The sequence below is a fragment of the Novosphingobium sp. genome (genome assembly GCF_025351285.1).
Lineage (GTDB): Bacteria > Pseudomonadota > Alphaproteobacteria > Sphingomonadales > Sphingomonadaceae > Novosphingobium.
The window spans coordinates 1-21,643 of sequence record NZ_JANXWG010000134.1; the positions used below are offsets into that span (position 1 = coordinate 1).

Below are 21,643 nucleotides of genomic sequence, written 5' to 3' on the forward strand. Positions count from 1 at the left end.
GTGAACAGGTTGAGCGCGGCCTTGGTGATCCCGTACGCGGTCGCGGGATTGAAGCTGGCCATCGACGACTGGTTGATGATCAGGCCCTTGGCCGCCGCCAGCGAGGGCCGCACCGCTTCGGCCAGCAGCAGCGGCGCAAAGGTGTTGATCGCGAAGAAATGTTGCCACTTGGCCAGCCCCATCCCGGCAAAGCCGCGCGCGATCTCGCCCATGTGCAGCCCGGCGTTGTTGATCAGCACGTCGAGCTGCGGGTGCGCTGCCACGACGGCTTCACCCAGCGCCACGATTTCGGCTTCGACCGACAAGTCGACTTTGTAAGTGGACGCTGCCGCGCCTTCGGCCTCGATCAGCGCCTTGCTTTCGGCAAGCCCGGCCTCGTTGACATCGACGAGGATCAGGTGGCTGGCCCCCTCGCGCGCGAACGCGAGCGCGAACGCCCGCCCGAGCCCGCCCGCCGAGCCAGTGATCAGCACTGTCTTGCCCGTGATGCCAGTGGCCATCGCTTGTTTCCTGTCGTGTCAGTTGTTGCGGATGAAGCGAACGTGCGCGATCCGCCACGCGCCATTGGCGCCGCGGCGGAAGGTGTCCGAATAGCGCCCGACGATCGTGTCGATGTCCTGGCTTTCGCGCCGCTTGCAGTGGACCATGACGGTCCAGTCGCCCGTTGCAGCATCGCCATCGACCGCGATCAGCGGGGTATGCAGCATGTGCAGCATCCACGCCGAATTGGCGGCGATGTTGGTCGCGAGAAAGCCGGCAATCGCATCTGCGCCGGTGACCGGACCGGCGCCATAGTCGGCAGTGGCATCGGCCGTGAACAGCGGCGCCATGGCCCCGCGCGCGCCCTCGGGATCGGTGGCGCACAAGTCCACCGCCATGCAGTAGCGCGCCTTGATAGCGGCGATCGCCTCGGTGTCGGTCACGCCACCTCGGCCGCGAGCCGCTTGCCCACCAGCGCGCGCAAATCGGCGGTCTTGATCTTGGCGGTGCCCGTCGTGGCCAGATCCTGCTCGGCAAAGAACAGCACGCGGCGTGGTACTTTGTAGCTCGCCAGCGTCTGCCTGGCGAAGCCGCGCACGCCGTCCTCGGTCAGCACCGCACCCGCGTGGGGCACCACGCAGGCCACCACCAGTTCGCCGAGCGTATCGTGCGGCACGCCGACGGTCTGCGTCAGCCTCACCCCGGGACATTCGCGCAGCGTGGCGTCGATTTCCAGAGGCGAGACATTTGCGCCGCCGGTCTTGATGATGTCGTTGAGCCGCCCCTGCCAGAACAGCCTCGGGGTGCCGTCAGCTGCGTGATCCACCCACCCCCCGTCCCCGGTGCGAAAGAAGCCCTCGTCATCGAGCGTCTCGTCGAGCGGAATGCCGAGATAGCCCAGCATCAGCGTCGGCCCCTTGACCGCGATTTCGCCCTTCTCGCCCATAGGCACGACCACGCCGGTCAAGGGATCGACCACCTTGAAGGTCATCCCCGGCTGCGGCGTGCCGTGGCTGGTACCGATCAGTTCAGGATCGGTGCCCGACGGAAAGATCGCGCTGATCGTGAAAGTCTCGGTGTTGCCATAAGCGGCCATCGGGTTCTGCCAGGCGGTCCTGACCGTAGGATGCTGGCCAAGCGCGGTTTCGGGCCCGACGTAGTGCAGCGTCGACAGATCCGCGCTCGCAAAATTCGGCGCGGCGGCCAGTTGCGCCCACTGGTGCGGCCAGGCGATCGCCATCGTGGCGCGTTCGGCCTCCATCAGCGCCAGCGCGGCCTCGGGATCGAAAAAGGCTTGCAGGATCAGGCTGCCGCCCGCGCTCATCGTGCCACCGATTGCCATGCCGAAGTTGCCCGACCAGAAGAACCCGTTCGACGACCATGTCCGCGCATCATCACCCGTGCCGTAGAACCGCTTCCACCGCCACAATTGCAACGCCACCGCGCGGTGCGCCGACAGGATGCCCTTGGGCTTGGCGGTGGTGCCCGACGAAAAGAACAGCACCCCCGCATCGGACGGATGGACCGAGGCCGCCCGCGCAGCGATCAGCGCCGGATCGACACCATCGCCGCGCGCCAGGAAGGCGTCCCAGCCCTCGATCGCACCAAGCGGTTCGCCGACCGCCGCGATATGGCGCAGGAACGGATACTTGCCCGACACGACTGCACCCGGAGCCGAAGTAACCAGCGCCGGCTCGAGCGCGGCCAGCATCGCGCAGAAATCCTTCTTCACCACCCGCCGTTCGACCAGCAGCACCGAAACCCCGCTCATCGCCAGCAACTGGCCAAGCTCGGCCTCGGTCGAGAACGTGCTGAAGGTGGTCGCCACCCCGCCCGCCACGGCCGTGCCGAACACCGCGCTCAGGAATTCGGGCCGGTTGGTCATCAGCACGCCCACGCGGGTGCCGTGGCCGACTCCGCAAGCCACCAGCGCACGCGCCACCGCCTGCGATTGCGCCCACAGATCGGCGTAAGTCCAGCGGATGGTGCCCGCCGCCTCGTGCAGCACCATCGCCTCGCGCGGGCCGAAGCGGGTGGTCACCTCCTCCAGCCAGCCGCCGAGCGTGAGCGCGCCCAGCCCCGGCTCCTCGGCCAGCGGCGCACCCCTGATGATCGATGGCTGCATGGTCCGCCGCCCGATCAGCGGTTGACGTCGACCACCACGCGCCCGCGGATCTTGCCCGCGATCAGGTCCGCCGCCGCCGCCGGCGCATCGGCCAGTGCGATCTCGGTAGCAATCGCTTCGAGCGAGGCGGCATCGAGGTCACGCGCCAGCCGCTCGTAAGCCTTGGTGCGCAGCGAACGCGGCGCCATCACGCTGTCCACGCCGAGCAGCCGCACCCCGCGCAGGATGAACGGCATCACCGTAGCCGGGAAATCCGCACCCTGTGCCAGGCCGCAAGCCGCAACCGCGCCGCCATAACGCGTCTGCGCGCAAGCATTGGCCAACGTGAAACTGCCCACCGCGTCGACCACGCCGGCCCAGCGCTCCTTCTGCAAGGCCTTGCCCTTTTCGGACAAAGTGGCGCGATCGATCACCGAATCCGCGCCCAGCTTGGCCAGATAATCGCCCTCGGACGCCTTGCCCGTCGCCGCGACGACGGTGAAGCCCGCCGCCTTTAGAAGCGCCACGGCAACCGAACCCACGCCACCGGTCGCGCCGGTCACCAGCACTTCGCCCTGATCGGGCGTCACGCCGGCGTTCACCAGCGCATCAACGCACAGCGCGGCGGTGTAGCCGGCGGTGCCGATCGCCATTGCCTGGCGCGCTGTGAATGCGCTCGGCAGCGGCACCAGCCATTCGCCCTTGAGCCGCGCCACTCGCGCCAGCCCGCCCCAGTGGCCCTCGCCCACGCCCCAGCCGTTGAGCACGACCTTGTCGCCGGCCTTCCATTCGGCGCTGTTCGATTCGCGCACTGTGCCCGCAAGGTCGATCCCCGGAACCATCGGGAATTTGCGCACCACCGGCGAAGACCCGGTGATCGCGAGGCCATCCTTGTAGTTCAGCGTCGAGTAGGCAACGTCGATCAATACATCGCCTTCGGGCAGCGCGCTTTCATCGAGTTGTTGCACGCTCACCGATTGCCCGGCATCATTCTTGTCGATCACGATCGCAGAAAACATCGCAAAATCCTTCGTCTTGTATCTGAAACAGAATGGAAAACTCGGCGTGCCTAAACAGCGCGCAACAACATCGGGCTGGGCGCCGCCTCGCCTTCGAGCAACGCAGCGATCCCGGGGTATTTTTCAACGCGCACGGTGCCGTGCATCGACAGCCGCAGCATTTCGCGCGCGAAACGATGCGCCAGCGCGCCGCGATCGACATCGCCGTGCGAATGCGCACGCGCCCACATCGGCCACAGGAAATTGCCCGCCAGCACGATCACCGACCACACTTCGCTATCGATCCCAGGTTCGGCCAGATCGGTCGCGGCAAAGCGCGCGATCGAGCCTTCGAATTCGTTCCAGAACCGATCGCGCGAGGGTTCGGGCGAAGCCAGCACGGTTTGCAGCCACACCCGGCAAACTTCCTGGTTTTCCATCGCGAACACCGCCAGCCGCTCGGTCAAAGCAACCATGTCGACCTGCCCGACATCGCGTTCCCCGATCGTTGCGGGATCGCCGAACACCGCGCGGAACATTTCGTCCGAAACTTCGGCGACCGCTGCTTCGAGGACGGCTTCGCGCGTCGCAAAGTGCTGGTAGGCGGTGCCGCGGTTGACACCCGCAAGCTTGGCCACTTCGGACAGGCTCACCCCGTCGGGACCGTCCTTGGCCAGCAACGTGCGTGCTGCTTCGAGGATCGCCGCGCGCGTCGCGGTGGTGTTGCGAACCCGCCGTTTGGGCGCAGGATCGGCCGCCGCAAGTGGCAGATTTGTTGCGTTGTTGGTGCCGGGCATGCCCGCCGAATACCCCTGCTGGGCGATGCCACGGACACCGCGCGCTTTGTTCCCACTGCCGCAGAGCGGCGATCTTGCAATGTGCTGGCCGTGCCGCCGCTGTCAATCGCCATCGGCTCAGCACCGCGCCGTGCCCCCGCCCCCGCCGGTGCAAACCGCCCCAGCGATTGATTTGGGCCGCGAACTTGCGCCTGCACGGGCGTTCAGCGCGACAGCGCCGTAAGCCGCCGTAAGCCGCAGCAAGCCACCGTCACATTGTGTCGCCAATTGTATGGCGGAGCCCGGCAGCGATGGTGGCGCCCGCGATGTTGGGATAGCGATGACCTCCGATCCGACCCTCGGAGGCCCCATGATCATCGCTATTCTTGCCGCAGCCGCGCAGCTTCCGGCGACCATGCCCTCTGCACCGCCGGCCGCGTCGATGCACGCGATCGAGGAGCAGCCGCCGCATCGTGTCGTTCGCAGCCAAGTGTTCATCGCGCCCTCTGGCGAGCCATTCCGCGCGGATCAGGACGCGCCCTACCCCGTCGCCGAGTGGTTCGCGCGCGCCGATGCCAACCACGACGGCCGCCTGACCGAAGCCGAATTCACCGCCGACTTCGTGCGCTTCTGCGCCTCGCTCGACGTCAACCACGACGGCGTGATCGATGCTGAAGAAATCGACCACTACGAAACCACGATCGCGCCCGAAGTGCACGCCGGAGACTTCGGCGGCGGCGGGCCCGGCGCGGGCGAGCATCGCGGCACTGGCGGCGGAGGGCGCGGCAGGCATCGTGGCGGTGGTGGAGGGCGCGGCGGTGGCGGGGGCGGTGGTGGGGGCGGTGGAGGACGTGGCGGCGAAGACGGTGGCGGGGGCGGCGAAAGCTCCGGATCGGCGGCGCGGCCCGTGGGCAGCTACGCCAACCGCCCGCAAGGCGCCGGGCGGTTCGACCTGCTCGGCCTGCCCGAACCAGTCTCGGCAATGGACACCGATTTCCGCGCGCGGATCGGCCGGCAGGACGTGCTCGATGCGGCGGGGGTGCGCTTCGGCGCGCTGGATACGCAGCACCATGGCTACCTGATGCTGAGCGACCTGCCCGAAACCCCCGCGCAATCGCGGCGCAAGGCGTTCAAGCAAAGGCGCGGTGAAATCCGCGATTGAGCGTGACGATCAGCTTCCGAAAATCCGCCTGGTGCTTTCGCCGATCGCCAGTACGCGTTGGCGCCGCGCGGCGGCCGAGACGGGCGACATGCCCGGCTCGTCGTCCGCCTGGCCCCAATTGGTGATCGGGCCGTGCGGCAGCCGTGCGAAGGCATGCGCGGCGACGTCGGCGGGATCGGCGAGGCCCTCGACGAGCGGCACACCTTTGGCGGCCAGCAGCTTGCGCAGCGCCGGCGTATCGGTGGTCGACAGCGCCATGAACAACACATCCACGCCGTGCGGCGAAAGTTCGGCCCACAGCCCCTCGGCAAAGTTGAGCCCGAACGCCTTCAGCCCCGAATAGACGCTCATGTAAGCGCCGCCGCCATAGCAGCCGCCCGAACCGATCAGCAGCAATCCGCCGCGTCCGCGCGCTCGCATGGCCGTGCCGTAACGGTGGCACGATCGCATGGTGGTGATCACCCCCCGCTGGATCTGGCCGACCCAATCGTCGATCGGCGCATCGAGGAAGTGCGCTCCGGTCGGGTCGGCGCCGGCGTTGCTGACGTAAAGCCCGATTTCGCGCGCGCCCACCGCCGTTGCAACCTGCTCGCAAGCTTCGTCTAGCGACAAATCGACCGGCGCGACCACGGTTTCGATCCCGAATTCGGCGCGCAAGTCCGCCGCCAACGCTTCGAGCGGCCCGGCCCGGCGCGCCACCAGCACGCAATGGATGCCCTCGCTTGCCAGGTGCCGCGCGATGGCCAGGCCCGTGCCCTCGGACGCGCCCGCAACCACTGCCCACGGGCCGTAGCGGTCTTTCAAGCCAGCCATCTCAGCGCCCTCCCATGCCGGCCCAGCGTTCGGGCCCCATCCACACGTATTCGAGATAGTGCCCCAGCCACGACCGCGTATCGAGGTAGCAGAATTCGAGCAGCCCCGGCGAACCCCCGCGCAGCACCACCGGGTACGGCGAATCTATCAGCCCTGCCTCGAAGGCGGTCCAATCGTCCACCCGGTTGCAAACGTGATGAAATTTCAATTCGTTACCTTCCGGCAATGCGTCGCGATACAGCGCCAGCACATCGCCCGAGACTGGCTGGATCAGTTCGTACTGCATGTCCTCGACCCACAGGAACGCCAGCTTCTGCCGCCCCTCGCCCTCGCCCTGCGGCGTCCACAGCTTGACCGTGACTTCGGTCTCGATCGCCTTGCGCACATCGGCCTGGCTTTGGAACTGCGCCACCGCGGCGCCGATATCGCGGGTGACATAGGCGTTCTGGAAATGGCGTCCGGTGATGATCATGGCTCGGCCCTTGTGGCAGGTATCGCCGCCCGCCTTGCATAAGCGTCTGGCGGGCGGGCGGTAGCGGTGCGGCGTGAACCATCGCTCGCGCGATTGGCGGGCCGCTGGCTTCGGCGAAGGCGCGCGGCCATAGTGGCGGTAGATGGAAATTCGGGAGAGACCATGGGCAACACGCTGTTCGACTGCACCGGCAAAGTCACGCTGGTCACGGGGGGCAATGGCGGGATCGGCCTCGGCTTTGCGCGCGGTATTGCCAAACAAGGTGGAAGTCTGGCGATCTGGGCGCGCAATGCCGAGAAGAACGCCGCCGCCAAGGCCGACCTGCTGGCAGCGGGCGCGGCACGGGTCGAGACTTACGTGGTCGACGTGTCGAGCGAGGACGCGATCCTGGCCGGCTACGACCAGTTCATCGGCGATTTCGGCCGGATCGATTGCGTGTTCGCCAATTCGGGCGCGGCGCCGGGGTTCAATTCGGTGTTCGATATGCCGACCGCGGAATGGCACAAGTTCCTCAATGTCGCGCTCCACGGCGCGTTCATCACGCTGCGCGAGGCGGCGCGGCACATGGTCGCGCGTTCTGAAGCCGGAGAGCCGGGGGGCAGTCTGGTTGCTTGCGGCAGCCTCTCGCTGTTCCAGGGCTTGCCGGGCAAACAGAACTACGCCGCATCGAAGGCGGGCGTGGCGGCGATCATCCGCTGCATGGCGGTTGAATTCGGGCCGCACGCGATCCGCGCCAACGTGGTCGCGCCGGGCCTGATCATGACGCCGATGATGGGTGGCGAGACCAACGAGGCGGCGATTTCCGGGCATTTCGGCCCGCAAGTGCCGCTCAAGCGCGTGGGCCAGGTCTCGGATTTCGAGGGGATCGGCGCGTTTCTGTGCTCGGACGCAAGCTCGTTCATCACCGGCGAGACGATCACAATCGACGGCGGATATATGGTTCGCCCTTAAGGAATCCAGACGATGCAATTGCTCAACATTCACGACGTCGGCGATGTCAGGCTCGATCCCTACCAGCGCCCCGAACCCGGCCCGAAGGACGTGGTCGTGCGGATGAAGGCCTGCGGCATCTGCGGCAGCGACCTTTCGTACATCAAGAACGGCGGCATCCCGACACCGGGCACGCTGACCGCGCTCGGCCATGAAGGTGCGGGCGAAGTGATGCTGGTGGGTGCCGAAGTGGCGGGCGTGAACGTGGGCGATGCGGTCATCATCAACCCGATGAACACCCCCAGCTACATCGGAAGCGGCGGGCCCGAAGGCGCGTTCACCGAAGAACTGCTGGTGCGCGAGGCAAGGCTGGGTGACAGCCTGCTGCCGATCCCACCGGGCATTTCCTACGAAGTTGCGGCGATGTGCGAACCGCTTGCAGTGGCCTTGCACGGCGTCAACCGGGCGCAAGCCAAAGCCGGCGAGCGGATCGTGATCTTCGGCTGCGGGCCGATTGGCCTCGGCATGGTGATGTGGGCGATCGATCGCGGCTGCAAGGACGTTATCGCGCTCGACCTGGCCGAGGAACGGCTGGAACGGGCGCGTGCCCTGGGCGCCCATGCGATCAACCCCGGCACCACCGATGTGGCTGCCGCGATCAAGGCGATCCACGGCACCGAAATGTGCTTCGGCAAGGAAAAGTCGGGCACCGACGCTTACATCGACGCCGCCGGCGCCCCGATGATCCTGGCGCAAGTGGTTTCCATGGCCAAGCGCCACGCGCGCCATGTCATCACCGCCGCCTACATGAAGCCGATCGAACTGCCCGCAGGCCCGATGCTCACCACCGAGATGACCATCACCACCGCGGTTGGCTATCCCGACGAATTTCCCGACGTTATCGCCGCGATGCCGCGGTTGCAGGACAAGATCGCGGCGCTGATCAGCCACCGCTTGCCGTTCGCGCAAGTGCTTGAAGGCTTGAAGATTGCGGCCACGCCCGAAAGCGCCAAAGTGATGATCGCCTTCGACGGGGCGGACGCATGAGCGGGCAGAAGTCCACCGGCCCGGCGCTGGCAAGCCTTGTCCGGCAAGGCGACGCGCAAACCGAAGCACTCGCGATCACGCCGTTCATCTTCATGGCGTGCGACATTTCGAACGCCTATCTTGTAACCACTTCGGACGGCGATCTGCTGGTCAACACCGGCTTCATGGACAACGCCGATCGCAACGTCGCGCTGCTGGCGCCGCACCGCACCGGGCCGCTGCGGCGAATCGTGCTGACGCAGAGCCACGCCGATCATTTCGGCGGCGTTCCCGAATTCCGCGAGCCCGAAACGCAAGTGATCGGCGGCCCGGGCTTCGTCGAGAACTGGGCCGACATGAAACGGCTCCAGCCCTTCTTCGGGCCACGCAGCGGCAAGCTGTGGGGCGCAACGATGAAGCGCGGCGCCAATCCGAAGGCCCCACCGGAAGTCACGCCCGACGTGCTTGTCGACCGCGAACTGGCGTTCGAGCAGGGCGGCCGCCGGTTCGTCGCGATCCACACGCCCGAGGGCGAAACCACCGACGGCTTGTGCCTGTGGTTGCCCGATGAGCGCATCGTGTTCACCGGCAACCTGTTCGGCCCGGTGTTCGCGTCGATGCCGTTCCTGTGCACCTTGCGCGGGGACAAGCCGCGATCGGTGCGCCGCTATCTGGCATCGCTCGAAAAAGTGCGCGCGCTTGGCGCGGAAATCCTGATCACCGGGCATGGGGAACCGATCACCGGCGCCGACCGCATCCGCGCCGATCTCGAACGGATGCATGGCGCGGTGAGCTACGTGCGTGATTTCACGCTCGACGGCATGAATGCCGGTACATCGATGCAGGAATTGATGCGCACGATCGCACTGCCCGATCGTCTGAAGATCGGCGAGTTTCACGGCAAGGTCAGTTGGGCTGTCCGCACGATCTGGGAGGAATACGCGGGCTGGTTCCGTTATGAAGACGGCACCACCGAATTGTTCGGCTCACCCCGCAGCGCGATCGATGCCGAACTGGCCCAATTGACCGGCGGACCCATGCTGCTGGCCGATCGCGCTGCCGCGCACATCGCTGCGGGCCGCCCGCTTGAAGCCCTGCACCTTGCGGCCATCGCGCTCGCGGCAGATGGATTGCATAGCGCAGCGCTCCACGCCAAACTTGCTGCGCTCGACGCGTTGCTTTCGGCAAGCGGAGGCAGCAACTTGTCCGAAACGATGTGGCTGCGCGCAGAGATTGCTGCGGTGAAAGCAGCGCAGGAAGCAATCGCGGCCGGCTAGGGCACGTTCCGGTTCATTCGGCCGGATCGCGGCGTGGGTTCATGCGCAATGTCAGACGGTTCAGCCCACTTTTCGTGGTATAGCTTTCGATCTGCGCGAAAGCCTTGACCAGCGCCAGGCCCACCCCGCCGCCACGATCCTGGTTGGGCATATCGACCGCCCCGGCGCCGCGCGGATCGAATGGCACGCCATCGTCCTCAAGCCTCAGCACAAGGCCTCTGGCGGTCTCGTCCAGCCGCAAGCTTGCGCTCAATTGGCCGCCGCCGGCCGATTCTCCGCTGTGTTCCAGCAGGTTGACCAGCAATTCCTCGACCACGATCACCAGTCGCCGCGTCATCGCCGCATCGAGCGCGATGCGGCCGGCAAATTCGTGCACTTCGACCAGCGCCGGCCGAAGGCTGCGCGAAAGGTTGTCCCCCGCCCGGTGGCAGAGCGAAATGGTTGTGCCCGAACCCATGGCGGTGGTATGCCACAGTTGCGTGTAATGGGGGAACGACTTTGCGACATCTGATCACCGCAGCGCTGCTTGCCGGAACCTTCGGCATGCTTGCCACCACCCCCGCCCTGGCCGAAATCGGCCGGATCAAGAGCAACGTCGGCACGGCGCAGATCGTGCGCGGCAAGCAGACCATCGCTGCCGCACCGGGCTTCAAGCTCGAAGCCACCGACCAGCTCGTCACCGGCAAGGACGGCCGCATGGGCATCGCCTTCACCGATGACACCCGGATCGCGGTCGGCCCCAACAGCAAGATCGTGCTGGCAACGTACAAGTACGATCGCACCCAGCAGACCGGGCAGTTCGTGGCGCGGGTCAACAAGGGCTCGCTCGGCGTGGTGTCGGGCAAGATCGCCAAGTCGGCCAAGGACGCGATGCAGGTCCACACCCCCACCACGATCCTGGGCGTGCGCGGCACGCGCTTCGTGGTGGACGTCAAGTGATCCGCGCGCTGGCGCTCTCGCTGGCGGCTTCGGGACTGCTCGCCGGGTGTGCTTCGCAGACCACGCTGCTCTTGCCGGGCGAGGCCGGGCATCCGGTTGGCGCGCTGGTCAAGCTCAACAAGGACGGCAGCGACGGGGCGGTGCTGAATGAGGCGAACGAAGTGCTCAAGGGCGGTAACGGCGTTAAACGCAACATCACGGCAAAGCCCGAATACAACCAGTTGATGGCCGGGCTGCCGTTGCCTTACAAGACCTTCACGCTCACATTCGCCCTGGGCGCAGATCTGCCGGAGGACACGGCAGAAAATCGCAGGACGATCGACTATATCCGCGACGAGATGGCGTTGCGCCCCGGTGCCGAAGTCCAGGTGACCGGACATACCGACGCATCCGGCGGACCCAGTTTCGACAACGACGGGCTATCGCTCAAACGCGCCGAAAATTTTCGCCAGGAACTGATTTCCAAGGGCTTCCCGACCGACCAGGTAAGTGCGGTCGGGCGCGGCAAGCGCGAACTGCTCGATCCCAATGACGACAAAAAGAACCGCCGCATCGAAGTGATCGTGCGCTAACTCAACCCGCTTGCGGCCCGTTATACCGAATCGCCATCACGGTCAGGTCATCGGCCGGCTCGGCGGGTTCCTCGAACGCCCGCACCGCGCGCATCATGCCCGAAACCAGCGTGGCGGGATCGCTCTGGTCGGCCTGCTTGAGCCAGTCGAGCGCGCCTTCGATGCCGAACAGCGTGCCGTGTTCGTCCTGCGCCTCGCTCACCCCGTCGGTGATCAGCACCAGCGTTTCGCCCGGCGCCAGCGTCCGCCGTTCTTCGGGATAGGGGAAATCCATCACGCAGAACGGCGGCCCACCGTCCATCGGCACCACTTCGACCGCGCCGTCGGTCCGCAACAACACCGGGTTTTCGTGGCCGGCGTTGACCATGACCAGTTCGCCACTGCTGCAATCGACCAGCACCACCAGCATCGTCACGCCCATCGAATCGTCGGATTCGCGCAGCAATTCGGCGTTGAGCGTCTCGACTGCGTGAGCCAGGCCGCCCTGTTCGCGCACCAGCACGCTTTTCGCCAGCGTCTTGGACACCGCCATGAAAAGCGCCGCGGGCACGCCCTTGCCGGTCACGTCGGCGATGATGAACAACAGCCGGGTGGCATCGACCCGGAACGCATCGAAGAAATCGCCGCCGACCGAGCGCGCGGGTTCGAGCATCGCCGCCGCGTCGATCGCGGGATCGAGATGTGCCATCAGGTCGCTGGTCGGCACCATGCCGAGCTGGATGCCGCGCGCCGCCTGGAGTTCGCCTTCCTGCACCGCGTTGGCCATCTGCCGCGCGACCAGTTCGTTCGCCAGCCGGGTCCGTTCGGCCCGCGCCGCCAGGAACGAGCGCACGCCCGCTGCCAGCGCCGCGCCGAACCCGATCACGATCGGGCGCAGGGGATCGAACAGCAACCCCGGCCCGGTAAACACCGCCCACGACAATGGCATCAGCAGCAGGCCGCCACCCGCCGCCACTGCCGACGCCCAGCGCCGCCGCTGCCCGGCCACGATCACCAGCAGCACCAGCACCAGCGCCAGTGCCCATTCCGCCAGTTCGATCCACAGCGGCCGTTCGAGCCAGCCGTGATGAAGCATCGCATCGACCGCCTGCGCCTGCACCGTCACCCCGAAGGTGCGCTCGAGCGGGGTCTTGACCAGATCGACCGATCCTTCGGTGCCCAGCCCGATGATCACCACTTTGTCGGCAAATTCCGCCGCAGGTGAGTCAGGCGCCATCGCTGCGGCGGCCGATACGATGTGGGTTTCGGGAAACTTGCCGAAACGCAGCGGCAGAGTGCCGGTTTCATCGCTGCGCAGCGTGATCGGGCCGATCGTCGCGACCATGCCTTTCCAGGCGATCCGTTCGGCCCCGGCCTTCATCCGGGCGAGTTCGGCGGCCATTCCGGGCATCGCGCGATCGCCGATCATCATCGCGATCGGCACGCGGCGGAACACTCCGTCGGCATCGGGCTCGGCGTTGAGAAACGCGTGCGCCAGCGCCACGTCGTCGAGTTCAGGGATATTGGTGACTGCACGCGGCCAGGCAAATGCGCGCACCGGCGGCTTGCCCGCCATCTCCGGATCGACCAGCAACTGCGCGGCTGCGGCGCCCTTCACCCCGAACGCCTGCGCCGAAATGCCCGACCGCGCCAGCAGCACAGGCGCCTGCCCGATCACTCCGGCGAATTGTGAATCGAGCGTTGGAAGCCGGCCGATCCCGGCCTTGATCGCTGGATCGATATCGGGATAGGCGTGCTGGATCCCATCGGGGTTGAAGCGGTCCGGCTCGGTAAACAGCACGTCGAAGGCAATCGCCTTGGGCTTGTGCTGCGCGATTGAAAGCACCAGTTGCGCCAGCCGGCTGCGCGGCCAGGGCCAGGGGCCGACTTCGCGCACCGCGGGATCGTCGATCATCACCACCGTCACGTCGTTGCCGATCGCGCGCGGCAAGGTGCGCTGCCATGCATCGAACAGCATCTGCCGCGCCCACGGCCCTGCCAGCAGCGACAGCAACAAGGCCAGCACCGCACCCACCGCCACCGCGCCCAGCGCACCGGTCAAAGGCCGGCGGCTCAGCGCGGGCGATGGCTCAGACGTCGACGACGAGGCCGTCGTAGGCACAGAGCACCTCCAGCGGCGCGGTCTCTCGCGTCAGTTCCTCGTAACGGATGCTTTCCTGATGCATCCGCTGGAGATCAGCGTCGCTGTAAGTCGGTTCGTGGTGGAACAGCGCCAGTCGCTTGGCTTCGGCTTCGTGGCACAAGTCGATCGCGACGACATTGCTCGAATGGCCCCAGTCTTCCTTCATCGAGATGCTGTCGGCGAGCGAATACATCGTATCGCAGATGACCAGGTCGCAACCGCCGAAGAACCCGACAAAGGCGGTTTCGGCGTCCATCTTGTCGATCTTGTGTTCACTGTCGGTGCTGTAGACCACCGATTTGCCGGCTGCGTCGGTGAACTTGTAGCCATATGACAAGTGCGAATGGTGCTGTTCGATCATTTCGACCGTCACCGCACCGATCGGGTAGCGCGTGCCCACTTCGAGCGTCCGGAAGCTGATGTTCGCGCGCAACCAGTCGAACGCCACCGGGAACGAGATTTCTTCCTGCTGGCGGCGCAGCGCGGTTTCGGCGTCGGGGTGGCCCGAATGGATCACCACTTCGGCAGCGGGATCGAACACCGGCACGAAGAACGGGAAGCCGCAGATGTGGTCCCAGTGCAAGTGCGACAGGAACACGTGATAAACGCGCGCATGCCCCCTCGCGCAGCGGCCCATCGCATCGAGCCCGAATTCGCGCAGGCCCGATCCCAGGTCGCAGACGATGAACGCGTCGCCCTCTCCCCCAGCTTCGACTTCGACGCAACTGGTTGCGCCGCCATAAGTGCCGAAAGTCGCAAAATCGAGTTCGCTTTCGGCGAAGGCGCGCGCTTCGGCCACATCCGCGAAAGTACGACCGCGGGCCGCAACGAGTGCAGCCGCAATCTTGTCACCGATCGACGCCGCCTTCTGCGCCACCGCCAGCGATCCGCGAGTGCCCCAGAACCGCACCTTCATCGCCGTTTCCCCCAAATATCCGTCCCGCCGCGCAATCAGCCCGCAACCGCCTCCGCGACGCTGTCGAAGACCTTGAACACCTTGTCATAGCGGCTGATCGCCAGGATTTCGCGCATGATCTCGTTGGGTTGGGCCAGCACGATCGCAACCTTGTGCTCGCTCGCCTTGCGCTGCCCCAGCGTCAGCCCGCGCAAGCCCCGCGACGACATATATTCGATATGCGAAAGATCGACGACCACCTTGGCCAGACCATCGGTCGCGGCCGCCTCGATCTCCTCGGCCAGCCGCTCGCCGAACGGGGTTGCGGTGGATTCATCGATCTTGCCCGCGGGCTTGACCACGCGCGCGGCACCGTCATGCGACACCACGCTCCAGACCAGAATGCTCGTTCCCATGAATGCAGGTTAGGCGAGCATCGCGCGGTTGAAAAGCGCCGAGATGCGGGTTGCTGACCCGAAATGGGTTTACTCGCACCTAAACCGCATTTCCGGCTGCCGCCCCACTCGCCCAGGCCCACTGGAAGTTGTAGCCGCCCAGCCAGCCGGTGACGTCGACCGCCTCGCCGATCGCGTAGAGCCCTGGCACATGCTGCGCCGCCATGGTCTTTTGCGAGAGGCCATCGGTAGCGATTCCGCCGGCGGTGACTTCGGCCTTGGCATAGCCCTCGGTGCCGTTGGGCAGGAACTGCCAGTCGGCCAGTCGCGCCTCTGCGGCGGCCAGCGCGCGATCGGGCAAGTTGCCGAGATCGCCCGCCAGCGCCAGTTGCTCGCCCAGCACTTGCGACAAGCGATCGGGCAGGACCTGGCCAAGCGCCCTGCGCAGCGTCGTGCGCGGCGTTGTGCGCTTGGCCGCAACCAGCCAGCCCGCAGAAGCGGTGGGCACAAAGTCGATCCCCACCGCTTCGCCGTGGCGCCAGAACGACGAGACTTGCAGGATCGCCGGGCCGGACAGCCCCCGGTGCGTAAACAAGGCTGCCTCGCGGAACGCCGCGCCGCCCGCACGCGCCATCACTTCGGCGGCAACCCCCGACAGGCTGGCGAACAGCGCATCCTCGCCGCTCAACGTCAGCGGCACCAGTGCCGGGCGCGGCTGCACCACCTTGAGCCCGAACTTGCGCGCCAGTTCATAGGCAAACCCGGTGGCGCCCATCTTGGGAATCGACGGCCCGCCGGTGGCGATGACCAGCGCCGGCGCGCTGGCTACGCGCGCGCCGAAGCCGACCCGGTACAAGCCATCGGCATGATCGACCGCACCGATCGTTGCGCCGCAGGCGACCTCGACGTGCCCCCCGCTGGCTTGCGCGGCTGCGCATTCCTCCAGCAGCATCGCCACGATCTGCCGTGCCGAACCGTTGCAGAACAATTGCCCGAGCGTCTTTTCATGCCAGGCAATGCCGTGACGTTCGACCAGGTCGAGGAAGTTCTGCGGGCTATAGCGGCTGAGCGCGCTGCGGGCGAAGTGCGGGTTGGCCGAAAGGAACCGGTCGGGCGCGGTGTGCACATTGGTAAAATTGCAGCGCCCACCGCCCGAAATCAGGATCTTCTTGCCCGGCGCGTCGGCGTGATCGATCACCAGCACGCGCCGCCCGCGCTGCCCGGCAGTCAGCGCACACATCAACCCGGCAGCGCCTGCGCCCAGCACGATCGCATCGAAGGTTTCGGTCATTGCATCATCACTCAATTGATGTTGGCCAGTTGCGCCAGCACATTGTCGGCAATCATCGCACCAATCGGCAAGGCCGAGGTGGCAGCCGGTGATGGCGCGTTGCAGACGTGGACGCTGCGCGCGGTTTCACGGATCAGGAAATCGTGCACCAGTGTCCCGTCATTCAGCACCGCTTGCGCGCGGATGCCGGCAGGTTCGGGGCGCAAATCGGCAAGTTCGAGCGAAGGGTAATATTTGCGGCACCTGGCCAGATAGGCACGCCGGCTTAGCGATCCGCGCAGTTCCGACAGCCCCGATCGCCATTGCGTCCGCGCCAGCCTCCAGAAGCCGGGAAAGGCAAGGATATCTGCGGCGTCGGCCTTGTCGATCGCGCCCTTTTCATACCCTTCGCGCGCCAGCCCCAGCACCGCATTCGGCCCCACTGTCATCCCGCCATCGACCGTGCGGGTAAGGTGAACGCCCAGGAACGGCAGCGCCGGATCGGGCACCGGATAGATCAATGCCTTGGCAATCTGGGATTTTTCGGGCGGCAGGCGATAATACTCGCCGCGAAAGGGCACGATGCGGAAGTCGGTGTCGATCCCGCCCAGCCGCGCCACGCGATCGGCCTGGAGCCCTGCGCAGGCGACAAGCTGCCGCGCCCGCCATGATCGTTCACCGACGCTGACGGTGACGCCATCCGGCTCCTCGCGAATCTTGGTAACGGCAGCGCGGGTTTCGATCCGCCCGCCCAGCGCGATGATCCGCGCCGCCATCGCAAGGCACAGCGCCGGATAATCGACGATCCCGGTCGAGGGAATCCACAGCGCACCCAGCCCCGCGATCATCGGCTCGCGGCGCGCCAGTTCGGCCGCGTCGATCGCTTCGCAGACGATCCCGTTGATCTCCGCGCGCGCTTGCAGATCGGCCAGCCGCGCCAGTTCCAGCGCGTCGCTTGCCACGATCAGCTTGCCGCAGATCTCGTGCGCCACGCCGTGCTCGCGCGCGAAGGCTACCGTCGCCGCCGCGCCGGCCTTGCACAATTGCGCCTTCAGGCTGCCCGGGGTGTAGTAGATGCCCGAATGGATCACGCCGCTGTTGTGCCCGGTCTGGTGCCGCGCCACGCCCGATTCCTTTTCGAGCAGCACCAGTTCCGCGCCGGGCCGCCGTTCGAGCAGCGCCAGCGCGCTCGCCAGCCCGACAATGCCGCCGCCGATGATGCAGAAATCGTCCATTGCGGCCGGGCGATAGGGCGCTGAGCCCGGCTCGGCAATCGCGCCGGCAATCGAGGGGCCGGGCGCCCAAACGAATTGCGCTGGTTTGCGCGATTTGGTAATCTGCACGGAACAGGAGTCTGCGGCATGAAGCGTTATTCCACCAAGACATGGGCGGCGGCATTGGTTCTGGCGATTACCGCCGCCGATTGCGTGGGTATTTATGTCGCGCAAGTCAGGCTGCATCGCGAAGTGCCGATCACTGCGCCCGAATCGGCTTATGCCGATGCAGCGGCGGTCAAGGACAGTTGGCGTGGTGCGGGCCTTTCGCCCGAAGCGCAGCGCGCCTTTGCCAGTACCCTGTCCTACACAACGGCCGCCAATGCGCAAAACAAGGCGTCGCCCACGATGCCCAATGCAGCGACGCTGCCCCAACGACTCGCGCAGGCAGACATCAAGGTTCCCGCCTTCAAACCGCGGACCGACGCGTTCCTGGCCGCTCCACGACTCGCCGAGGCGGCTCCGCCGGAGAAGGTTGAACTCGCTACCGAAGTTCACGCCGTGCAGCATCGCGCGGCCCTGCATCGCACTGCGGCGCGTCTGGCGCAAAAGACCGCTACCCCGCCGACCAGCATGTCGTTTGCGGCGGCGTTCGGCGGCAGCAACGCGGGCACAGCAGCCCTCGCCTTGCCCGAACCGAGTTTCGGCAAGCAGGCCGATGACGGCTCTGTTTCGGTCGACCTGGCCAAGACTTCGACCACGGTTACCGATGCGCCGCACACGGACATGGCCACTTCGGTCACGATCGGGAAATCGGCGCAGGCTTCGACAGAAGCGCTCGATCCTGAACTGCCTGCGGTTTCAGTACCGGTCCAGTCCGCAGCAATTCCGGGTATCTAAGCGAAAACGTAGCGACGGGATTGCCGACTACCCGTCCTCGACGACGCGCTGATCGATCGTTCCGAACGGCATGCGGCCGTCAGGCAACGATCCGCTCATCCGCACCGTGTCTCCGAATGCCATGAATGGGGTGACCGGCTGCCCAGTCGCGATCATCTCGATCGCGCGCCGCTCCGAAATGCAGCTCGATCCGACTTCGGCGTAGTTGGCGTTGGATACAGTGCCGGACCCGATGATCGTCCCCGCTACCAGATCGCGCGTACGCGCCGCGTGCGCAACGAGGTCGTGAAACCCGAACGCCATCGCCGCGCCATTGGCATGGCCGAACCGGCGGCCATTCCAGGCTATATCGAGATCAAGGCACACCCGCCCGTCTTGCCAATGCTCGCCGAGTTCGTCCGGGGTGACGGCGAAAGGTGCCATGCTGCATGCGGGCTTGGCCTGCACCCAGCCGAAGCCGGTGCGCATTTCCACCGGCGCGATCGCGCGCAGCGACCAGTCATTGATTTGCACCACCAACCGGATATGCCCCAGTGCCGTGGCGGCATCGGTGCCCATCGGCACGGCATCGACGATCACGCCGAATTCGCCTTCGAAGTCGATCCCGTCGGCTTCGCTCGGCAAGGGCATGTCGTCGTACGGGCCGTAGAACCGGTCCGACATGCCCTGGTACATCAGCGGGCGGTCGGTAGCGATCGGATCGGTTGAGAACGCGACTTGCATCAATTCGCCGTGAGTCGGAAACGCCGATCCATCGAGCCATTGCCAGCTCCGCGGTAACGGGGCCTTGAGCGTGTCGGAGTCCAGCGCATCGCCTTGGCCGGCATCCACCCGCTCTGCCGCCGCGCGCAGCAAGGGAGCGGCTTTATCCCACGTCTCGATCGCGCCAAGCAGGTTGCGCAGCCCCTCGATCGCGAGGCAGCGCGCGCTGTCGGCGCTCACCACCACCAGTTCGCCGTCGGGCGTGCCATTGGGTCGCGTTGCCAGCCGCATCGGATCAGTCCTCGAAGATCGCGACCGCGCGAGTCCAGCCGGCGCTGGCCCCTTCGATCTTGTGCGGGAAGCAGCTCACGGTGAACCCGTCGGGCGGAAGCACTTCCAGGTTGTGCAGCTTTTCGAGGTGGCAATAGCCGATGTCGCGCCCGGCCTTGTGGCCTTCCCAGATCAGCGAGGTATCGCCGGTTTCGGCCACCTTTTTGGCGGTGTGGACGAACGGCGCGTCCCAAGACCAGGCGTCGGTCCCGGTCACGCGCACGCCCCGGCTGGTGAGGTACATTGTCGCTTCATAGCCGATGCCGCAGCCGCGGTTCACGAAATCGGGCTCGCCCAGCGCCTTGCCCGCCGCGGTGTTGACCAGCACGATTTCGAGCGGCTGGAGCGTATGCCCGATGCGGGCGAGTTCAGCCTGGATATCCTCGGCGGTGACCACGTAGCCATCGGGCATCGCGGTGAAATCCAGCTTCACGCCCGGCTGGAAGCACCATTCGAGCGGGATCTCGTCGATCGTCATCGCCGCGCGCGGCGTGCCGTCGAGCCCATCCTGCGTCGGATGGAAGTGCCACGGCGCATCGAGGTGCGTGCCGTTGTGCGTGGTCAGCGTGATCACTTCGGCCGCGGCAAAGCCTTCGCCGCCGGGCACTTGCTCCGCGCTGACCCCGGGGAAGAAGTGCTGCATTTCGGCCATCGTGTCGCCGTGCTTCTGGTAGGTGATCTTGGGCCGCATGAACGGCGGATCGCTCACGACGTCGTTGCACAGCGTGATCGAAAGATCGACAAATCGGCGTGTCATGCGGTGTGGCCTCCAAGCGTTTCGGCGAACCAGTCGGCGATGCAGTCGCGGCCATAGCTCATATTGTCGGCGCCGACATGCTCAACACCACCTTCGCGGGCTGTGAAGATCACCTTTTCGCGGCGCGGGGCGTTGACGAGTTGATCGTAGAGATCGTGCGCATAACCGACGCTGATCTGCCGGTCGCTTGCGCCGTGCGTGACCAGGAACGGGACCTTGATCCGGTCCATGTGGCCGTTGAGGTTCATGTCGGCCGAACGGGTCAGGAAATCGTCCATGTCGCTTGCGCCAAAGGCCCACATCACGTGCGCCCAGTAGTGCGGCACCGGGTTCTCGCCCTCGCGGTTCAGCCGCTTGTCCTGCACTTCGCGCCAGTTGTGGTTGGCACCCCACACCGCGCCACTGGCAAAGCGCGGTTCGTATGCCACCGCGCGCGGCGCAAAATGGCCGCCCAGCGAAATGCCGGTCATGCCGATGCGTTTGGGGTCCACGTCAGGCTGCGCCTCCAGCCCATCCACCGCCTTCGACGCCCAGTGCTCGCTGTGCGGATCGACCGAAAGGTTCCAGATGTAGTTGGGGAACGGTTCGAACAGCGCCATCGCTCAGATCCTGGCCGGCTTGAACAGGTGCGGGTCGGGCGCGGGGTGCGGCATCGTCTGCGGGCCGCCGGTAGCTATGCCCCACTGGTCCATCACTTGCGGGCCGGGCGCGTGGACCTGGTCCTGGTGCGTCTCGAAATCGACCTCCTCAAGCTCGGAGGTGTACTCCACCGCAAAGCCGCCGGGCGTCACGAAATAGCTGAAGGTGTTGTTGCCCGCGGTGTGCCGGCCCGGGCCCCAGCGCAGATCGCAGCCGCGCTTCTTGAGCCGCGAGATCCCGCGCATCATGTCGTCGAGCGTCAGCATGTCGTACGCCACATGGTTGAGACACGGCGGACCGGGCAGGATCGCGATGCGGTGGTGCGCTGAATTGCAACGCAGGAAGCACATGAAATCGCCCAGCCAGTCCGAGACCTTGAACCCCAGCACATCGACGAAGAAGCGCACCATCGCCTGATGGTCGGGCGAATGCAGCACGATATGACTGATCTTGAGCGGCATGCCTTCCCAGCGCTCCATCGTGCGCATCTCGCCGCGCGCCACGTCGGCCGAGATCTCGAATGGCAGGCCGTCTGGCGAGAAGAAGCGAAGGCCGTAGCCGCCGCCAGGCGCATCGAGCTCGCGCGGAGCGAACACCACGCGGCAGCCCGCATCCGAAACCGCAGCGCACAGTGCATCGACATCGGCCCGGCTGTCAGCGGCCAGCGCGATCACCTCGACGTGGCGTGCATCGGCCTTGTGCAGTCGGACGACATGGTGCTCATCGTGCCCATGGGTCTTGAACCAGGCGGTGTCCTGGGTGGCCGCGACTTCGACCAGCCCCCAGTCATCGGCGTAGAAGCGCCGTTCGGCCTCGAAGTCAGGCACACCATAGCCCACGAAGCGAATATCGGTCACTCGGCTCATGCGG

General features: G+C 66.1%; 23 protein-coding genes and 1 pseudogene. 7 read left to right on the plus strand and 17 right to left on the minus strand.

What is annotated here, in order from left to right; translation table 11 throughout:
• The 5 genes from Q0R16_RS16095 to Q0R16_RS16115 all read right to left on the minus strand — a co-directional run.
• The coding region (locus tag Q0R16_RS16095) for an SDR family NAD(P)-dependent oxidoreductase (protein WP_295638386.1) at nucleotides 1-500 on the minus strand (500 nt) is incomplete at its 3' end.
• A gap of 18 nt (nucleotides 501-518) precedes the next feature.
• Nucleotides 519-923 carry a nuclear transport factor 2 family protein gene (locus tag Q0R16_RS16100; protein ID WP_295638389.1) on the minus strand — a complete coding sequence of 135 codons (405 nt, stop codon included), beginning with the start codon at nucleotides 921-923 and terminating at the stop codon, nucleotides 519-521.
• Complete coding sequence (locus Q0R16_RS16105) at nucleotides 920-2,605, minus strand: AMP-binding protein (protein WP_295638400.1); 1,686 nt, start codon at nucleotides 2,603-2,605, stop codon at nucleotides 920-922. Before Q0R16_RS16105 ends, Q0R16_RS16100 begins: the two co-directional genes overlap by 4 nt.
• A 14-nt stretch (nucleotides 2,606-2,619) precedes the next feature.
• The gene (locus Q0R16_RS16110; protein ID WP_295638402.1) at nucleotides 2,620-3,603 is read right to left on the minus strand and encodes an MDR family oxidoreductase; all 984 of its coding nucleotides are present in this window, start codon (nucleotides 3,601-3,603) and stop codon (nucleotides 2,620-2,622) included.
• A 50-nt stretch (nucleotides 3,604-3,653) separates the two neighbouring features.
• A complete protein-coding gene (locus Q0R16_RS16115; RefSeq protein WP_295638404.1) occupies nucleotides 3,654-4,379 on the minus strand; it encodes a TetR/AcrR family transcriptional regulator in 726 nt (241 codons plus the stop codon).
• Nucleotides 4,380-4,728: 349 nt separating this feature from the next.
• Here Q0R16_RS16115 and Q0R16_RS16120 point away from each other — a divergent pair, with 349 nt between their 5' ends.
• Complete coding sequence (locus Q0R16_RS16120; RefSeq protein WP_295638406.1) at nucleotides 4,729-5,520, plus strand: EF-hand domain-containing protein; 792 nt, start codon at nucleotides 4,729-4,731, stop codon at nucleotides 5,518-5,520.
• 9 nt (nucleotides 5,521-5,529) lie between these two features.
• Here the strand turns inward: Q0R16_RS16120 and Q0R16_RS16125 are convergent, their stop codons facing one another.
• Together Q0R16_RS16125 and Q0R16_RS16130 are read right to left on the minus strand one after the other, a co-directional pair.
• A complete protein-coding gene (locus Q0R16_RS16125; protein WP_295638408.1) occupies nucleotides 5,530-6,333 on the minus strand; it encodes an SDR family NAD(P)-dependent oxidoreductase in 804 nt (267 codons plus the stop codon).
• Nucleotide 6,334: 1 nt separating this feature from the next.
• Entirely contained in the window at nucleotides 6,335-6,805 is a 471-nt protein-coding gene (locus tag Q0R16_RS16130) for a VOC family protein (protein ID WP_295638410.1), read from the minus strand.
• Nucleotides 6,806-6,937: 132 nt separating this feature from the next.
• On the opposite strand from Q0R16_RS16130, the gene Q0R16_RS16135 reads away from it, so the two are divergent.
• The 3 genes from Q0R16_RS16135 to Q0R16_RS16145 are packed head-to-tail and all read left to right on the plus strand — an operon-like array spanning nucleotide 6,938 to nucleotide 10,038.
• Complete coding sequence (locus Q0R16_RS16135; RefSeq protein WP_295638411.1) at nucleotides 6,938-7,756, plus strand: SDR family oxidoreductase; 819 nt, start codon at nucleotides 6,938-6,940, stop codon at nucleotides 7,754-7,756.
• 12 nt (nucleotides 7,757-7,768) lie between these two features.
• Nucleotides 7,769-8,782, plus strand: a complete 1,014-nt coding sequence (locus tag Q0R16_RS16140) for a zinc-binding dehydrogenase (RefSeq protein WP_295638413.1) — start codon at nucleotides 7,769-7,771, stop codon at nucleotides 8,780-8,782.
• Entirely contained in the window at nucleotides 8,779-10,038 is a 1,260-nt protein-coding gene (locus Q0R16_RS16145) for an MBL fold metallo-hydrolase (RefSeq protein ID WP_295638415.1), read from the plus strand. Before Q0R16_RS16140 ends, Q0R16_RS16145 begins: the two co-directional genes overlap by 4 nt.
• A gap of 13 nt (nucleotides 10,039-10,051) precedes the next feature.
• On the opposite strand, the gene Q0R16_RS16150 is transcribed toward Q0R16_RS16145, so the two are convergent.
• Nucleotides 10,052-10,495, minus strand: coding sequence for an ATP-binding protein (locus Q0R16_RS16150; RefSeq protein ID WP_295638417.1), 444 nt, complete (start codon nucleotides 10,493-10,495; stop codon nucleotides 10,052-10,054).
• Between the two features lie 86 nt (nucleotides 10,496-10,581).
• Between Q0R16_RS16150 and Q0R16_RS16155 the strand changes: the two genes are divergently transcribed.
• Nucleotides 10,582-10,977, plus strand: a complete 396-nt coding sequence (locus Q0R16_RS16155; protein WP_295638418.1) for a FecR domain-containing protein — start codon at nucleotides 10,582-10,584, stop codon at nucleotides 10,975-10,977.
• Nucleotides 10,974-11,549, plus strand: a complete 576-nt coding sequence (locus Q0R16_RS16160) for an OmpA family protein (RefSeq protein WP_295638420.1) — start codon at nucleotides 10,974-10,976, stop codon at nucleotides 11,547-11,549. Before Q0R16_RS16155 ends, Q0R16_RS16160 begins: the two co-directional genes overlap by 4 nt.
• 1 nt (nucleotide 11,550) lies before the next feature.
• Here Q0R16_RS16160 and Q0R16_RS16165 read toward each other — a convergent pair whose 3' ends face one another.
• From Q0R16_RS16165 to lhgO, 5 genes are all read right to left on the minus strand, one after another.
• Nucleotides 11,551-13,650 (minus strand): CHASE2 domain-containing protein, encoded by a 2,100-nt coding sequence (locus Q0R16_RS16165; RefSeq protein ID WP_295638423.1) that lies wholly within the window; start codon nucleotides 13,648-13,650, stop codon nucleotides 11,551-11,553.
• Complete coding sequence (locus Q0R16_RS16170) at nucleotides 13,619-14,587, minus strand: MBL fold metallo-hydrolase (RefSeq protein WP_295638426.1); 969 nt, start codon at nucleotides 14,585-14,587, stop codon at nucleotides 13,619-13,621. Before Q0R16_RS16170 ends, Q0R16_RS16165 begins: the two co-directional genes overlap by 32 nt.
• A 35-nt stretch (nucleotides 14,588-14,622) precedes the next feature.
• Complete coding sequence (locus Q0R16_RS16175; protein ID WP_295638429.1) at nucleotides 14,623-14,982, minus strand: STAS domain-containing protein; 360 nt, start codon at nucleotides 14,980-14,982, stop codon at nucleotides 14,623-14,625.
• A 79-nt stretch (nucleotides 14,983-15,061) separates the two neighbouring features.
• Nucleotides 15,062-16,252, minus strand: a complete 1,191-nt coding sequence (locus Q0R16_RS16180; RefSeq protein ID WP_295638571.1) for an aminoacetone oxidase family FAD-binding enzyme — start codon at nucleotides 16,250-16,252, stop codon at nucleotides 15,062-15,064.
• 11 nt (nucleotides 16,253-16,263) lie between these two features.
• Nucleotides 16,264-17,574 carry an L-2-hydroxyglutarate oxidase gene (gene lhgO / locus Q0R16_RS16185; protein WP_295638431.1) on the minus strand — a complete coding sequence of 437 codons (1,311 nt, stop codon included), beginning with the start codon at nucleotides 17,572-17,574 and terminating at the stop codon, nucleotides 16,264-16,266.
• An 18-nt stretch (nucleotides 17,575-17,592) separates the two neighbouring features.
• Here lhgO and Q0R16_RS16190 point away from each other — a divergent pair, with 18 nt between their 5' ends.
• Entirely contained in the window at nucleotides 17,593-18,345 is a 753-nt protein-coding gene (locus Q0R16_RS16190; protein ID WP_295638434.1) for a hypothetical protein, read from the plus strand.
• Nucleotides 18,346-18,372: 27 nt separating this feature from the next.
• Here the strand turns inward: Q0R16_RS16190 and Q0R16_RS16195 are convergent, their stop codons facing one another.
• The 4 genes and pseudogenes from Q0R16_RS16195 to Q0R16_RS16210 form a co-directional block, all read right to left on the minus strand.
• Nucleotides 18,373-19,338 carry a fumarylacetoacetate hydrolase family protein gene (locus tag Q0R16_RS16195; protein ID WP_295638438.1) on the minus strand — a complete coding sequence of 322 codons (966 nt, stop codon included), beginning with the start codon at nucleotides 19,336-19,338 and terminating at the stop codon, nucleotides 18,373-18,375.
• A gap of 4 nt (nucleotides 19,339-19,342) precedes the next feature.
• Nucleotides 19,343-20,134, minus strand: a complete 792-nt coding sequence (locus Q0R16_RS16200; RefSeq protein WP_295638441.1) for a cyclase family protein — start codon at nucleotides 20,132-20,134, stop codon at nucleotides 19,343-19,345.
• A pseudogene (locus Q0R16_RS16205) lies at nucleotides 20,131-20,703 on the minus strand (prolyl oligopeptidase family serine peptidase); the annotation flags it as partial. The pseudogene Q0R16_RS16205 and the gene Q0R16_RS16200, both read right to left, overlap by 4 nt.
• Nucleotides 20,704-20,736: 33 nt before the next feature.
• Entirely contained in the window at nucleotides 20,737-21,639 is a 903-nt protein-coding gene (locus tag Q0R16_RS16210) for a VOC family protein (RefSeq protein WP_295638443.1), read from the minus strand.
• Nucleotides 21,640-21,643 lie beyond the last annotated feature (4 nt).

Bases quoted from the DNA above. Each gene is read 5' to 3' on its own strand.
- Q0R16_RS16190 (WP_295638434.1), top strand. From the start codon at position 17,593: ATGAAGCGTTATTCCACCAAGACATGGGCGGCGGCATTGGTTCTGGCG.
- Q0R16_RS16155 (WP_295638418.1), top strand. From the start codon at position 10,582: ATGCTTGCCACCACCCCCGCCCTGGCCGAAATCGGCCGGATCAAGAGC.
- Q0R16_RS16115 (WP_295638404.1), bottom strand. From the start codon at position 4,379: ATGCCCGGCACCAACAACGCAACAAATCTGCCACTTGCGGCGGCCGAT.
- Q0R16_RS16170 (WP_295638426.1), bottom strand. From the start codon at position 14,587: ATGAAGGTGCGGTTCTGGGGCACTCGCGGATCGCTGGCGGTGGCGCAG.
- Q0R16_RS16180 (WP_295638571.1), bottom strand. From the start codon at position 16,252: ATGACCGAAACCTTCGATGCGATCGTGCTGGGCGCAGGCGCTGCCGGG.
- Q0R16_RS16125 (WP_295638408.1), bottom strand. From the start codon at position 6,333: ATGGCTGGCTTGAAAGACCGCTACGGCCCGTGGGCAGTGGTTGCGGGC.
- Q0R16_RS16130 (WP_295638410.1), bottom strand. From the start codon at position 6,805: ATGATCATCACCGGACGCCATTTCCAGAACGCCTATGTCACCCGCGAT.
- Q0R16_RS16110 (WP_295638402.1), bottom strand. From the start codon at position 3,603: ATGTTTTCTGCGATCGTGATCGACAAGAATGATGCCGGGCAATCGGTG.
- Q0R16_RS16175 (WP_295638429.1), bottom strand. From the start codon at position 14,982: ATGGGAACGAGCATTCTGGTCTGGAGCGTGGTGTCGCATGACGGTGCC.
- Q0R16_RS16200 (WP_295638441.1), bottom strand. From the start codon at position 20,134: ATGACACGCCGATTTGTCGATCTTTCGATCACGCTGTGCAACGACGTC.
- Q0R16_RS16210 (WP_295638443.1), bottom strand. From the start codon at position 21,639: ATGAGCCGAGTGACCGATATTCGCTTCGTGGGCTATGGTGTGCCTGAC.
- Q0R16_RS16145 (WP_295638415.1), top strand. From the start codon at position 8,779: ATGAGCGGGCAGAAGTCCACCGGCCCGGCGCTGGCAAGCCTTGTCCGG.
- Q0R16_RS16140 (WP_295638413.1), top strand. From the start codon at position 7,769: ATGCAATTGCTCAACATTCACGACGTCGGCGATGTCAGGCTCGATCCC.
- Q0R16_RS16150 (WP_295638417.1), bottom strand. From the start codon at position 10,495: ATGGGTTCGGGCACAACCATTTCGCTCTGCCACCGGGCGGGGGACAAC.
- Q0R16_RS16105 (WP_295638400.1), bottom strand. From the start codon at position 2,605: ATGCAGCCATCGATCATCAGGGGTGCGCCGCTGGCCGAGGAGCCGGGG.
- Q0R16_RS16195 (WP_295638438.1), bottom strand. From the start codon at position 19,338: ATGCGGCTGGCAACGCGACCCAATGGCACGCCCGACGGCGAACTGGTG.
- Q0R16_RS16120 (WP_295638406.1), top strand. From the start codon at position 4,729: ATGATCATCGCTATTCTTGCCGCAGCCGCGCAGCTTCCGGCGACCATG.